This is a genomic window from Pseudomonas alcaligenes (genome assembly GCF_014490745.1).
Classification (GTDB): Bacteria; Pseudomonadota; Gammaproteobacteria; order Pseudomonadales; family Pseudomonadaceae; genus Aquipseudomonas; species Aquipseudomonas alcaligenes_C.
Genome location: NZ_LZEU01000001.1, coordinates 4600549 through 4614144 on the forward strand (window position 1 = coordinate 4600549; position 13596 = coordinate 4614144).

The window sequence follows — 13596 nt, forward strand, 5'->3', positions numbered from 1 at the left end:
TTGCCGCACCCGGCCCTTACCGCGGAGCGGTCGAGCCATGCCCGGCATGGCAACATCACACCAAGGAGGTCGTCATGTTTCGCTGTCTTGCTCCACTCCTGCTCACGCTCGTCTCGGGATTCGCGAGCGCGGCCGATAGCATCCGCGTGTACAACTGGAACGACTACATCGCCCCCGCGGTGCTGGAGAAGTTCACCCAGGACACCGGCATCGCCGTCGAGTACCACACCTACAGCTCGGCCGAGGAGCTCGACAAGGCCCTCAACAGCGGCGAGAGCATCGACGTCGCCGTGCCCTCGCACAACGACCTGCCGCGCCTGATCAAGGACGGCCTCCTGCAGCCGCTGGACTTCGCCCGCCTGCCCAACCGCAAGCACCTAGACAAGCAGTTGCTGAGCAAGCTGGCCGCGGTCGACCCGCAGAACCAACACGCCGTGCCCTACCTGTGGGGCGCCGTCGGCCTGGCGATCAACACGCCGAAGGCCGAAGCGGCCTACGGCGGGCCACTGCCGGACAGCTGGAGCCTGCTGTTCGACCCGAGCCAGAGCAGCAAGCTGGCCAGCTGCGGCATGAGCGTGCTGGACGCGCCGGACGAAGTGCTGTCGACCCTGATGAACTATCAGGGCAACAGCTTCACCCACAGCTCGCCGGGGCGCATCCGCCGCGCCGGCAAGGTGCTCGACGGCCTGCGCCCGAGCCTGCGCTACGTCGACAGCGAGCGCTACATCGAGGATCTCAACCAGGGCAAGCTGTGCGTTGCCGTGGCCTGGGTCGGCGACGCCCTGGCCGCTGCCCAGGCCGGCCAGCCGGTGCGCTTCGTGGTGCCACAGGAAGGCTCGGTGGTGTTCATCGACAACCTGGTGATCCCCAGCAGCGCACGCCGCGCCGACCTCGCGCACAAGTTCATCGACTACCTGATGCAGCCCCAGGTGGCCGCCCAGATCACCACCGAGACCCTCTACCCCAACGGCAATGCCGACGCCCGCGAGTTCCTCGACCCGGCCCTGCGCGACCAGCCCGGGCTCTATCCGGATCGCGACACCAAGCGCCGCCTGTCGGCCCTCGACGCCCTGCCGGACAAGCTGACCGGCACCCGCGACGAGGTCTGGGCACAGTTCCGCGGCGGCAGCTAAGCCCACCCGCCCTCGCTAGCTGCCCCTCCCGCGGGTAGCCGCGGCTTGCCTCTCCTGCCCGTCTGGCGTCCAATAGCGCCTGCCACGGACAGGAGATCGGCATGACGCGCACCGCTACCACCCGCAAACCCCGCGCCAGCAGCCAGGCCCGGATCACGGTGATCCTCGATGCCGCCCGCGCGCTACTCAGCGAACAGGGCTTCGCCGGCCTGTCGATCTACAGCGTGGCCGAGCGTGCGGCCATCCCGCCGTCCTCGGTGTACCACTTCTTCGCCAGCGTGCCGGCCCTGCTCGAAGCACTCACCGCCGACGTCCATGCCGCCTTCCGCGCCTGCCTGCAGCAGCCGGTGGCCCACGACAGCCTGCACGAATGGCGCGACCTGTCGCGCATCGTCGAGCAGCGCATGCTGGCCATCTATGCCGCCGACACCGCCGCCCGCCAGCTGATCCTGGCCCAGCACGGCCTCTCCGAAGTGACCCAGGCCGACCGCCAGCATGACCTGGAACTGGGCCGCCTGATGCAGGCCCTGTTCAACCGTCATTTCCCCCTGCCGCAACTGCCGGACGACGTCGACGTGTTCGCCCTGGCCATGGAACTGGGCGACCGCGTGTATGCACGATCGGTGCAGCTGCACGGCGAGATCACCCCACGCATGGCCGAAGAAGGCATGCGCGTGTTCGATGCCTATGTCGGGTTTTATCTGCCAGTCGCCCTGCCCAAGCGCAACACCCCGCTGCCCTGATTCCAGCCCTTCGCCGTACCCCTGGCCGCCGCCCCGCGTAGGCGCGATGCCCGCCCATGCCCGCTCGCCAGGATCGCCCAGGCCGCTCAGCGCCAGGCCATAACCTCACTCGCCGGATAAAAGACCGGGTTTTATCCGATATAAATCCGACAAAAAGCGCTTTAAAGGCGATATTACGCTTCTAAAACCGATTTTTATCGGATATAAATTGGCCATTCGCTACCGCAGCCCCGCCAGGCCGCACCAGCGCACTCGGTCCCTGCCCAGGGCAGACGACCTTCTTCTTCCGTTTCTGCGAGGTGTTTCATGTCGCGTATCGTTACCGTCGCCGCTACCCAGATGGCCTGTTCCTGGGACAGCGCCGCCAATATCGCCAATGCCGAGAAACTGGTACGCCAGGCGGCTGCCAAAGGGGCGCAGATCATCCTGATCCAGGAACTGTTCGAGACCCCCTACTTCTGCCAGAAGCCCAACCCCGACTACCTGCAGCTGGCCACCCCGACCGAGGAAAACCCGGCCATCCTGCATTTCCAGAAAGTTGCCAAGGAGCTGCAGGTCGTCCTGCCGATCAGCTTCTTCGAGCGCGCCGGCCGCGCCCGCTTCAACAGCATCGCGATCATCGACGCCGACGGCAGCAACCTCGGCGTGTACCGCAAGAGCCACATCCCGGACGGCCCCGGCTACCACGAGAAGTACTACTTCAACCCGGGCGATACCGGTTTCAAGGTGTGGAACACCCGCTACGCCAAGATCGGTGTGGGCATCTGCTGGGATCAGTGGTTCCCCGAGTGCGCGCGCAGCATGGCCCTGCTCGGCGCCGAAGTGCTGTTCTACCCGACCGCCATCGGCAGCGAGCCGCATGACCCGAGCATCAGCTCGCGCGACCACTGGCAGCGCGTGCAGCAAGGCCACGCCGGGGCTAACCTGATGCCGCTGGTGGCGTCCAACCGCATCGGCCGCGAAGACCAGGATGGCTACCACATCAACTTCTACGGCTCCTCCTTCATCGCCGACCAGTTCGGCAAGAAGGTCGAGGAACTCAACGAGACCGAAGAAGGCGTGCTGGTACACAGCTTCGATCTCGACCAGCTGGAGCACATCCGCAGCGCCTGGGGCAGCTTCCGCGACCGCCGCCCGAACCTCTATGGCCCGCTGAAGACTCTCGACGGCGCGCTCGAATCCTAATATGTCATCCTTGGACGGGTGCACCACTGCCCCGTCCGCTGCCGAACAGGTACCACCCATGAGCACACTGAATAGCACCCCCCGCGCCGACGGCTTCCGCATGCCGGCCGAATGGGAAACCCACAGCCAGACCTGGATGGTCTGGCCCGAGCGCCCGGACAACTGGCGCCTCGGTGGCAAGCCGGCACAAGCCGCCTTCACCGCCGTGGCCAAGGCCATCGCCGGCTTCGAGCCGGTCACCGTCTGCGTCAGCGCCGGCCAGTACGAGAACGCCCGCGCGCGCCTCGACCACGCCAATATCCGCCTGGTCGAGATCAGCACCGACGACGCCTGGGTGCGTGACACCGGGCCGACCTTCGTCACCAACGCCAGCGGCGCAGTGCGTGGCGTGGACTGGACGTTCAACGCCTGGGGTGGCTTCGATGGCGGCCTCTACGCCCCGTGGAACCGCGACGACCAGGTGGCCAGCAAGATCCTCGAGATCGAGCGCTGCGACCGCTACCGCACCGAGGACTTCGTCCTCGAAGGCGGCTCGATCCATGTCGACGGCGAAGGCACCCTGATCACCACCGAGGAATGCCTGCTCAACCGCAATCGCAACCCGCACCTGAGCCGCGAGCAGATCGAGCAGATCCTCAACGAGCACCTGGCCATCGACACGGTGATCTGGCTGCCGGACGGCCTGTTCAACGACGAGACCGACGGCCACGTCGACAACTTCTGCTGCTACGTGCGCCCCGGCGAAGTGCTGCTGGCCTGGACCGACGACCAGAACGACCCCAACTACCCGCGCTGCCAGGCCGCCATGCGCGTGCTGGAAACGGCACGCGATGCCAAGGGCCGTCAGCTGGTGGTGCACAAGATGCCGATCCCCGGGCCGATTCACGCCACCGCCGCCGAGTGCGCGGACGTCGACCTGGTCGCCGGCAGCCAGGAGCGCAGCCCCGAGGTGCGCCTGGCCGGCTCCTACGTCAACTTCCTGATCGTCAACGGCGGCATCGTCGCGCCGAGCTTCGACGACGCCAAGGACGAGGAAGCCCGTGCCATCCTCCAGCGCGTGTTCCCTGAACACCGCGTGGTGATGGTGCCCGGCCGCGAGATCCTCCTCGGCGGCGGCAATATCCACTGCATCACCCAGCAGCAACCGGCGCCGCAACAGCGCTGAGTGCCAGCCATGAAAAAGCCCGCCAATCGGCGGGCTTTTTCATGCACTCAATGTTCTCGCCTAGGCGGCGCGACGGGCATTGAGGATCGACACCTGGGTGTTGAGCGTCCAGAAGTCATAGAGCACGCCAAGGCCACAGAAGCCCAGGGTCAGCAGGTAGAGAATGCCGCTGATCCACTTGCCCTGGTACATGCGGTGCACGCCAAAGGCACCGAGAAAGGTCAGCAGGATCCACGCCACGTTGTAGTCGGTGTCGCCGGCGGTGAAGCGCAGATCGGCCTCGCGATCCATCGCCGGGATCAGGAACAGGTCGATGATCCAGCCCACGAACAGCAGGCCGAAGGTGAAGAACCAGAGGGTGCCGGTTACCGGCTTGCCGTAGTAGAAACGGTGCGCACCGAGAAAGCCGAAGATCCACAGCAGATAGCCGATGGTCTTGCTATGGGTGTCCTGTCGGGGACTGTTCATCATGCACTCCTTGTCAGATTGAATTAGCTGAGACCGGCAACTGCGGACAAGGTTGCCGACCAAGAAAAAGCCCGCACAAGCGGGCTTGATCGCAGCGCTGGGATCAGCGGAAGCGGCGCCCCGGGTCTTCCTCGCTGACCTCCAGGGACAGCCCCTGACTCATGCTGGCCAGGTGGTCGCCGTCGGTCTCCGAGCCGAGCTTGATCATCAGGCGCAGATCGTTCGCCGAGTCGGCGTAGAGCAGCGCGTCTTCGTAGGTGATTTCGCCCTGGGTGTAGAGGTTGTACAGGGCCTGGTCGAAGGTCTGCATGCCCAGCTCGGTGGAGCGCTTCATCAGCGCCTTGAGCTCGTGCACTTCGCCCTTGCGGATCAGGTCGGCGGCCAGCGGGGTGTTGATCAGCACCTCGATCACCGCGCGGCGGCCCTTGCCGTCCGGCGTCGGCACCAGCTGCTGGGCGACGATGGCCTTGAGGTTGAGCGACAGATCCATCCACACCTGGTTCTGCCGATCCGGCGGGAAGAAGTTGATGATCCGATCCAGCGCCTGGTTGGCGTTGTTGGCGTGCAGGGTAGCCAGGCACAGGTGACCGGTTTCGGCGAAGGCCACGGCATGATCCATGGTCTCGCGGGTCCGTACCTCACCGATCAGGATCACGTCCGGCGCCTGGCGCAGGGTGTTCTTCAGCGCCACTTCGAAGGACTCGGTGTCGATGCCCACTTCACGCTGGGTGACGATGCAGCTCTGGTGCTGGTGGATGTATTCGATCGGGTCTTCGATGGAGATGATGTGGCCGCTGGTGTTCTTGTTGCGGTAGCCGATCATCGCCGCCAGCGAGGTCGACTTACCGGTACCGGTGGCACCGACGAACAGCACCAGGCCGCGCTTGGTCAGGGCCAGCTTCTTCAGCACCTCGGGCAGCTTGAGGTCGTCGATGGTCGGGATGTTGGTCTCGATGCGGCGCAGCACCATGCCTACCAGGTTGCGCTGGTAGAAGGCGCTGACGCGGAAACGACCAATGCCACGGGCGCTGATGGCGAAGTTGCACTCGTGGTTCTCGGCGAAGTCGCGGCGCTGCTGCTCGTTCATCACCGACAGCACGGTCTCGCGGGTCTGCTCCGGCGACATGGCGTTCTTGGTCACCGGCATGATCTTGCCGTTGACCTTCATCGACGGCGGTACGCCTGCGGTAATGAACAGGTCGGAACCACCCTTTTCCACCATCAAGCGCAGCAGCTTTTCAAATTCCATCTTTCCCGCCCGTGTTGCCTGTCAGCAGCTGCCGCATGCGCGGCAGCGTAGGTTCTTAGAAGTTTTCCGGAGTCTTGGCTTTTTCGCGGGCCGCTTCGCGACTGATCAGGCCCTTGGCCACCAGGCCCTTGAGGCACATGTCGAGGGTCTGCATGCCCAGCGAGCCACCGGTCTGGATCGCCGAGTACATCTGCGCCACCTTGTCCTCGCGGATCAGGTTACGGATCGCCGGGGTGCCGATCATGATCTCGTGGGCCGCCACGCGGCCGCCGCCGATCTTCTTCAGCAGGGTCTGCGAGATCACCGACTGCAGCGATTCGGAGAGCATCGAGCGCACCATGGATTTTTCCTCGGCGGGGAACACGTCGACCACCCGGTCGATGGTCTTGGCCGCGGAGGTGGTGTGCAGGGTGCCGAATACCAGGTGACCGGTTTCCGCGGCGGTCAGCGCCAGGCGGATGGTTTCCAGGTCGCGCATCTCACCCACCAGGATGATGTCCGGGTCTTCCCGCAGGGCCGAGCGCAGGGCTTCGGAGAAGCCGAGCGTGTCACGGTGCACCTCGCGCTGGTTGACCAGGCACTTCTTCGACTCGTGAACGAATTCGATCGGGTCTTCGATGGTGAGGATGTGGTGGTACTTGTTGTTGTTCAGGTAGTCGAGCATCGCCGCCAGGGTGGTCGACTTGCCCGAACCGGTCGGCCCGGTGACCAGTACCAGGCCGCGCGGTACGTCGGTGATCTTCTTGAACACCTCGCCCATGCCCAGCTCTTCCATGGTCAGTACCTTGGAAGGAATGGTACGGAATACCGCACCGGCACCACGGTTCTGGTTGAAGGCGTTGACCCGGAAACGCGCCACGCCCGGCACTTCGAAGGAGAAGTCGGTTTCGAGGAATTCCTCGTAATCCTTGCGCTGCTTGTCGTTCATGATGTCGTAGATCAGCGCATGCACCTGCTTGTGATCCAGCGGCGGCAGGTTGATCCGGCGTACATCGCCATCGACGCGAATCATCGGCGGCAAGCCCGCCGAGAGGTGCAGGTCCGACGCGCCTTGCTTGGCGCTGAAGGCGAGCAGCTCGGTAATATCCATGGGACTCCCCAATCACATGCAAGCAGGTAGAATGCCGCAGACCCCTGACGGGCGGGCTATAGAGCGCAAGTAATGTCCACCATAGCAGAGAATATTGCAAAGGTTCGCGAGCGTATCCGTGAGGCGGCGCAAGCCTCGCAGCGCGATTTTGCCAGCGTCGGCCTGCTCGCCGTGAGCAAGACCAAGCCGGCGGCGGCGATCCGCGAAGCGCATGCCGCCGGCCTGCGCGACTTCGGCGAAAACTACCTGCAGGAAGCCCTGAACAAACAGGCGGAACTGGCCGATCTGGACTTGATCTGGCACTTCATCGGCCCCATTCAATCGAACAAGACCAAGGCGATTGCCGAACACTTCGCCTGGGTGCACTCGGTGGATCGCCTGAAGATCGCCGAGCGCCTGGCCGCACAGCGCCCGGCGCACCTGCCGGCACTGAATATCTGCCTGCAGGTCAACGTCAGCGGCGAGGCCAGCAAATCCGGCTGCAGCCCGGAACAACTGCCCGCGCTGGCACAGGCGGTTACACAACTGCCACACCTGCGCCTGCGTGGATTGATGACAATCCCCGAGCCAACCGAGGACGCGGCCCAGCAGCATGCCGCCCTGGCTCGCCTGCGCCAGTTGCGCGATGCCCTGGATCTGCAGCTCGACACCCTGTCCATGGGCATGAGCCAGGATCTGGAGGCCGCCATCGACGAGGGCGCCACCTGGGTACGTATTGGCACCGCACTGTTCGGCGCCCGCGATTATGGCCAGCCTTGAGCCAGGCCGGTCACACTGAATAAAGGAAGCACTGAGATGAGTCACCCACGTATCGCCTTCATCGGCGCCGGCAACATGGCCGCCAGTCTGATCGGCGGCCTGCTCGCCCAGGGCATCCCGGCCAGCCATATCCGCGCCAGCGATCCGGGCGCCGAGCAGCGCGCCAAGGTTGCCAGCGAACACGGCATCGAACTGTTCGAGAGCAACGCCGAGGCCATCGCCGGCGCCGACGTGGTGGTGCTGGCGACCAAGCCGCAGGTGCTCAAGGGCGTATGCCAGGCCCTGGCGCCGAGCCTGGGCCAAGACCAGCTGATCGTCTCCATCGCCGCCGGCATCAGCTGCGCCAGCCTGAACGCCTGGCTGGGCAACGTGGCCATCGTGCGCTGCATGCCCAACACGCCGGCACTGCTGCGCCAGGGCGCCAGCGGCCTGTACGCCAACGCCGCGGTCAGCCCGGCCCAGCGCCAGCTGGCCGAGCAGCTGCTGGGCGCCGTCGGCCTGGCTCTGTGGCTGGACGAGGAACAACTGATCGACGCGGTCACCGCCGTATCCGGCAGCGGCCCGGCCTACTTCTTCCTGCTGATCGAGGCGATGACCGCCGCCGGCGAGCGCCTCGGCCTGCCGCGCGCCATCGCTGCCCAGCTGACCCAGCACACCGCCCTCGGCGCCGCACGCATGGCCACCGAGAGCAACGTCGACGCCGCCGAACTGCGCCGCCGGGTCACCTCGCCCAACGGCACCACCGAAGCAGCGATCAAAGCCTTCCAGGCCGGCGGCTTCGAAGCACTGGTACAACAGGCGCTGGACGCCGCCGCCAACCGCTCGGCCGAACTGGCCGAACAACTGGGTCAATAAGGAGCATTCATGTCCGGATTCGCCGAAGCCCTCATCTATATCATCCAGACCCTCGGCAGCCTGTACCTGCTGATCGTGCTGCTGCGCTTCATCCTGCAACTGGTGCGCGCCGACTTCTACAACCCGCTCAGCCAGTTCACGGTCAAGGCCACCCAGCCGTTGCTCAAACCGCTGCGCCGCATCATTCCCGGCTTCGGCGGGCTGGATCTGGCCTCGCTGCTGCTGGCGATCCTGGTGCAGCTGCTGCTGATGGTGGTGGTGATCCTCCTCGCCGGCGCCAACCCAGCCGCCGCCGGCCTGCTCCTGCTGGTGTGGGCGATCATCGCGGTGACCTCGCTGTTCCTGAAGATATTCTTCTTCGCCATGATCATCAGTGTGATCCTCTCCTGGGTCGCCCCCGGCAGCTACAACCCGGGCGCACAACTGGTCAACCAGATCTGCGAGCCACTGCTGGCACCGTTCCGCCGCCTGATCCCCAACCTCGGCGGCCTGGATATCTCGCCGATCTTCGCCTTCATCGCGTTGAACCTGCTCGATCGCTTCGTCATCGGCAACCTGGCGGCGATGAGCCAGATGCCGAGCCTGCTCAGCCCCTTCATCTGAATGGGCTGGTACCGCTGGGATGGCGAGGATCTGCTCCTCGACTGCCATCTGCAGCCCAAGGCCAGCAAGGATGAATTCGCCGGGCTGCACGGTGAGCGGCTGAAGATCCGCCTCACCGCACCGCCAGTGGAGGGTAAAGCCAATGCCCAGCTGCTGGCCTTCCTCGGCAAGGAGTTTGGCGTGGCCAAGAGCCAGGTCAGCCTGGAAAGCGGCGAACTCAACCGCCACAAGCGCGTGCGTATCCGTGCCCCGCAGCGTCTGCCGGCGCTGCCCGGACTGACCGATCGGTCACTCTGAGCGACCTTCAGGCCGAAGTTGTGAACGGCAGCGATTGACGCCACCACCTCCCCCCGCATAATGCAGGCATCTCCGGCAAAGCCTCGGGTATTGTCGTGGAGCAGCTCGTTGTACGTGTCGCCGCCGTCGGCGGCCACTGAACCGCCCCTATCACCGCAGGATGCGTTAGCCCAGAGGAGAGCCTGGATGAGCATGGAACGACTCAGTCAGCAGGTCGATGCCTACGTCGCCTGGAAGCGCGAGCTGATGCGCGAGATCACTCGCTACCGCAGCTGGCTGGCGCACAACCGGCTCGGCTCGGAGGCGATGGATACGCGCCTGGAGCGCGCGCTCAAGCTGCTGCGCACCGACCACATCACCCTGGCTTTCGTCGGCGAGTTCTCCCGCGGCAAGACCGAGCTGATCAACAGCCTGTTCTTCTCCGAGTACGGCCAGCGCATGCTGCCGTCGCACGCCGGGCGCACCACCATGTGCCCCACCGAGCTGTTCTTCGACCCGCGCTCGGAGCGTTCCTACATCCGCCTGCTGCCGATCGAGACCCGCGTGGCCGAGGCCAGCGTGGCGCAGTTCAAGCGCATCCCGCGGCACTGGGTGAACATCCCGCTGGATCTCAGCGACCCGGACAACATGGCCCTGGCCTTCGCCCAGGTGGCCAAGACCAAGCCGATGCCGGTGGAGCAGGCGATCCAGCTCGGCTTCCTGCCGGACATGCTGGAATCCGCCGGCAAACCCGGCCAGGTGCTGGTGCCGGCCTGGCGCCATGCCATGGTCAACTTCGACCACCCGCTGCTGCGCCAAGGCCTGCGCATCCTCGACACCCCCGGCCTGAACGCCCTCGGCAGCGAGCCGGAACTGACCCTGTCGATGCTGCCCAACGCCCAGGCCATCCTGTTCCTGCTGGCCGCCGACACCGGCGTCACCGCCAGCGACATGGCCATCTGGCAGCAGCATATCCGCCAGCTCGACGAAGACACCCAGTCCAGCCTGTTCGCCGTGCTGAACAAGATCGACGTGCTGTGGGACGACCTGGCCGGCGAGGAATACGTGCAGAAGGCCATCGGCCTGGTGCGCAACAACACCGCCAAGCAGCTCGGCATCAGCCCGGCCAACGTGCTGCCGCTGTCGGCCAAGCAGGCCCTGCTGGCCAAGGTGCGCAAGGACGAGCCGCTGCTCGCCCGCAGCCAGCTGGCCGACCTGGAAAACCTGCTGTGCGAGCGTATCGTCGCGCAGAAGGAGCGCCTGCTCGAAGAACGCGTGGTCAACCAGGTACTGGCCCTGCTCAACAACAGCCAGCACGTGCTCAACCTGCGCCTGGAGAAAGTCCGCGAGCAGCAGCAACTGCTCTGCGGCCACCAGCAGGACAACGGCCAGATGCTCTTCGAGCTGACCGCCAAGACCAAGGAAGACCACAGCCAGCACCACAAGCGTCTGCTCGGCCTGAAGACCAATCAGCGTCTGCTCAAGCGCCAGGGCGACCTGCTGCGCGCCGCGGTGCGCCCGGAGCGCCTGGAAGAACACCTGGAGCGGGTGCGCAGCGGCCTCACCGGCAGCTGGACGACCCTGGGCATCAACCAGGCGATCCTCAACTTCTTCCGCGCCGTCGGCCATGACCTCGGCAGCCTGGCCCAGGAAGCCGAGATGGCCAACAAGATGGTCGCCGCCATCTACCGCCGGCACAACGAAGAGAACCCGCTGCACGGCGTCGATGCGCCGCAGTTCAACAGCCAGCGCTACCAGCGCGAGTTGCGCCAGCTGGAGAAGAAGGCCGACCAGTTCCGCCTGCACCTGAAGACCCTGCTCACCGAGCAGCGCAGCCTGACCCGGCGCTTCTTCGCCACCCTGGTGCAGGAAGTCATCGGCCTGCACCAGCGCCTGCGCCACGAGGCCGAGCAGTGGGCCAACGATGCACTGATGCCGCTGATGCAGCACACCCTGGAACACAAGCAGATGCTGGAAACCCACATGCTGCGGCTCAAGGCCCTGGCCCAGGAAACCCAGCAGGCGCGCCAGCGCGGCGAGCAGCTGACGCGCTACATCGGCGAACTGGAAACCCAGCTCGGCCAGGCCAACGACATGCTCCGTGCCCTGCGCCGGCCAGCGCCGATCCAGCGCCAGGGCAAGGTGGTCACCCTGCCGGGCACGCCCCGCGCGCAAAGCGCCGCCGACCCCGCCTGAGCCCGACCGCAGCTAGCCTCGACCACGGCCCCCGCGCTTGCTGCCGGGGGCCGTGCTCTTTAGACTGCCGCTCTCCCCCGATCAAGAGCAGGCTCGATGCCGACTGTCTTTCCCGCAGATTCCGTAGGTCTGGTCACACCACAGACCGCGCATTTCAGCGAGCCGCTGGCGCTGGTCTGCGGCCGCAGCCTGGCCGACTACCAGCTGGTCTACGAGACCTACGGCACGCTCAACGCCACGGCCAGCAACGCCGTGCTGATCTGCCACGCGCTGTCCGGCCACCACCATGCCGCCGGCTACCATAGCGTGGATGAGCGCAAGCCCGGCTGGTGGGACAGCTGCATTGGCCCGGGCAAGCCAATCAACACCAACAAGTTCTTCGTCGTCAGCCTCAACAACCTGGGCGGCTGCAACGGCTCCACCGGCCCGTCCAGCCTCAACCCGGCCACCGGCAAGGTGTATGGCGCCGACTTCCCGGTGATGACGGTGGAAGACTGGGTGCACAGCCAGGCACGCCTGGCCGACCTGCTCGGCGTACAGCAGTGGGCCGCGGTGATCGGCGGCAGCCTCGGTGGCATGCAGGCCCTGCAGTGGAGCATCAGCTACCCCGAGCGCATCCGCCACTGCCTGTGCATCGCCTCGGCGCCCAAGCTGTCGGCGCAGAACATCGCCTTCAACGAAGTGGCACGCCAGGCCATCCTCACCGACCCGGAATTCCATGGCGGGCACTTCCAGGAGCAAGGGGTGATCCCCAAGCGCGGCCTGATGCTGGCGCGCATGGTCGGCCACATCACCTACCTGTCGGACGACGCCATGGGCGAGAAATTCGGCCGCGAGCTGAAGACCGACAAGCTCAACTACGACTTCCACAGCGTGGAATTCCAGGTCGAGAGCTACCTGCGCTACCAGGGCGAGGAGTTCTCCGGACGCTTCGATGCCAATACCTACCTGCTGATGACCAAGGCGCTGGACTACTACGACCCGGCCGCGGCCCACGGCGGCGACCTGGCCAAGACCCTGAGCGCGGCCAAGGCCGACTTCTGCCTGATGTCCTTCACCACCGACTGGCGCTTCTCGCCGGCGCGCTCGCGGGAAATCGTCGACGCCCTGCTGGCGGCGAAGAAGAACGTCTGTTACCTGGAAATCGATGCGCCGCAGGGCCACGACGCCTTCCTTATGCCGATCCCGCGTTACCTGCAGGGTTTCAGCGCCTACATGAACCGGATCGAGGTGTAAGTCATGCGTGCGGATCTGGAAATCATCCAGGAATGGATCGCCCCCGGCAGTCGCGTGCTCGACCTCGGCTGTGGCGACGGCGCCCTGCTGGCCCACCTGCGCGACCACAAGCAGGTCGGCGGCTACGGCCTGGAGATCGACCCGGAGAAGATCGCCAAGTGCATCGAGTGCGGGGTCAACGTAATCGAGCAGAACCTCGACGAAGGCCTGGGCAACTTCGCCGACAACAGCTTCGACGTGGTGGTGATGACCCAGTCGCTGCAGGCCCTGCGCTACCCGGACAAGGTGCTGGCGGAAATGCTGCGGGTCGGCAAGACCTGCATCATCACCTTCCCCAACTTCGGCCACTGGCGCTGCCGCTGGTACCTGACCACCAAGGGTCGCATGCCAGTGTCGGAGTTCCTGCCCTACACCTGGTACAACACGCCGAACATCCACTTCTGCACCTTCGCCGACTTCGAGCGCCTGTGCCACGCCCAGGGCGCGCGGGTCGAAGAGCGCCTGGCAGTGGATCACGCCCACCGGCACAACCTCGGCAGCCGGCTTTGGCCTAATCTGTTGGGAGAGATCGGCATCTATCGCGTCAGCGGCGCCGGCCTGGCCGATCACCGCGTAGCCGTCTGAACCGCCTGACGCCC

Annotated in this window: 14 protein-coding genes; 11 read left to right on the forward strand and 3 right to left on the reverse strand. The window is 65.5% G+C overall.

The genetic code is table 11. From position 1 onward, the window contains the following. Nucleotides 1–74: 74 nt before the first annotated feature. From A9179_RS21075 to aguA, 4 genes are all read left to right on the forward strand, one after another. On the forward strand, nucleotides 75–1133 hold the full coding sequence (locus A9179_RS21075) for a polyamine ABC transporter substrate-binding protein (protein WP_187808147.1): 1059 nt from the start codon (nucleotides 75–77) through the stop codon (nucleotides 1131–1133). 101 nt (nucleotides 1134–1234) lie between these two features. After that, complete coding sequence (locus tag A9179_RS21080) at nucleotides 1235–1876, forward strand: TetR/AcrR family transcriptional regulator (RefSeq protein WP_187808148.1); 642 nt, start codon at nucleotides 1235–1237, stop codon at nucleotides 1874–1876. A gap of 306 nt (nucleotides 1877–2182) precedes the next feature. Beyond that, nucleotides 2183–3061 (forward strand): N-carbamoylputrescine amidase, encoded by an 879-nt coding sequence (aguB, locus tag A9179_RS21085; RefSeq protein WP_187808149.1) that lies wholly within the window; start codon nucleotides 2183–2185, stop codon nucleotides 3059–3061. A gap of 58 nt (nucleotides 3062–3119) precedes the next feature. Beyond that, complete coding sequence (gene aguA / locus A9179_RS21090; protein WP_187808150.1) at nucleotides 3120–4226, forward strand: agmatine deiminase; 1107 nt, start codon at nucleotides 3120–3122, stop codon at nucleotides 4224–4226. 60 nt (nucleotides 4227–4286) lie between these two features. Here aguA and A9179_RS21095 read toward each other — a convergent pair whose 3' ends face one another. From A9179_RS21095 to pilT, 3 genes are all read right to left on the reverse strand, one after another. Beyond that, on the reverse strand, nucleotides 4287–4694 hold the full coding sequence (locus A9179_RS21095; protein ID WP_187808151.1) for an NINE protein: 408 nt from the start codon (nucleotides 4692–4694) through the stop codon (nucleotides 4287–4289). Between the two features lie 103 nt (nucleotides 4695–4797). Continuing rightward, nucleotides 4798–5943, reverse strand: coding sequence for a PilT/PilU family type 4a pilus ATPase (locus A9179_RS21100; protein WP_187808152.1), 1146 nt, complete (start codon nucleotides 5941–5943; stop codon nucleotides 4798–4800). 55 nt (nucleotides 5944–5998) lie between these two features. Next, the gene (gene pilT, locus A9179_RS21105) at nucleotides 5999–7033 is read right to left on the reverse strand and encodes a type IV pilus twitching motility protein PilT (RefSeq protein WP_187808153.1); all 1035 of its coding nucleotides are present in this window, start codon (nucleotides 7031–7033) and stop codon (nucleotides 5999–6001) included. Between the two features lie 72 nt (nucleotides 7034–7105). Between pilT and A9179_RS21110 the strand changes: the two genes are divergently transcribed. The 7 genes from A9179_RS21110 (at nucleotide 7106) to metW (ending at nucleotide 13582) form a co-directional block, all read left to right on the forward strand. Continuing rightward, nucleotides 7106–7792, forward strand: a complete 687-nt coding sequence (locus tag A9179_RS21110) for a YggS family pyridoxal phosphate-dependent enzyme (RefSeq protein WP_187808154.1) — start codon at nucleotides 7106–7108, stop codon at nucleotides 7790–7792. A 36-nt stretch (nucleotides 7793–7828) separates the two neighbouring features. After that, nucleotides 7829–8647 carry a pyrroline-5-carboxylate reductase gene (gene proC / locus A9179_RS21115; RefSeq protein WP_187808155.1) on the forward strand — a complete coding sequence of 273 codons (819 nt, stop codon included), beginning with the start codon at nucleotides 7829–7831 and terminating at the stop codon, nucleotides 8645–8647. A gap of 9 nt (nucleotides 8648–8656) precedes the next feature. Continuing rightward, complete coding sequence (locus tag A9179_RS21120) at nucleotides 8657–9250, forward strand: YggT family protein (RefSeq protein ID WP_187808156.1); 594 nt, start codon at nucleotides 8657–8659, stop codon at nucleotides 9248–9250. Next, complete coding sequence (locus A9179_RS21125) at nucleotides 9251–9547, forward strand: DUF167 domain-containing protein (protein ID WP_187808157.1); 297 nt, start codon at nucleotides 9251–9253, stop codon at nucleotides 9545–9547. A gap of 186 nt (nucleotides 9548–9733) precedes the next feature. Continuing rightward, entirely contained in the window at nucleotides 9734–11722 is a 1989-nt protein-coding gene (locus tag A9179_RS21130; RefSeq protein ID WP_187808158.1) for a dynamin-like GTPase family protein, read from the forward strand. A gap of 96 nt (nucleotides 11723–11818) precedes the next feature. Next, entirely contained in the window at nucleotides 11819–12958 is a 1140-nt protein-coding gene (metX, locus tag A9179_RS21135) for a homoserine O-succinyltransferase MetX (RefSeq protein ID WP_187808159.1), read from the forward strand. A 3-nt stretch (nucleotides 12959–12961) separates the two neighbouring features. Next, a complete protein-coding gene (gene metW, locus A9179_RS21140; RefSeq protein WP_187808160.1) occupies nucleotides 12962–13582 on the forward strand; it encodes a methionine biosynthesis protein MetW in 621 nt (206 codons plus the stop codon). Nucleotides 13583–13596: the final 14 nt, after the last annotated feature.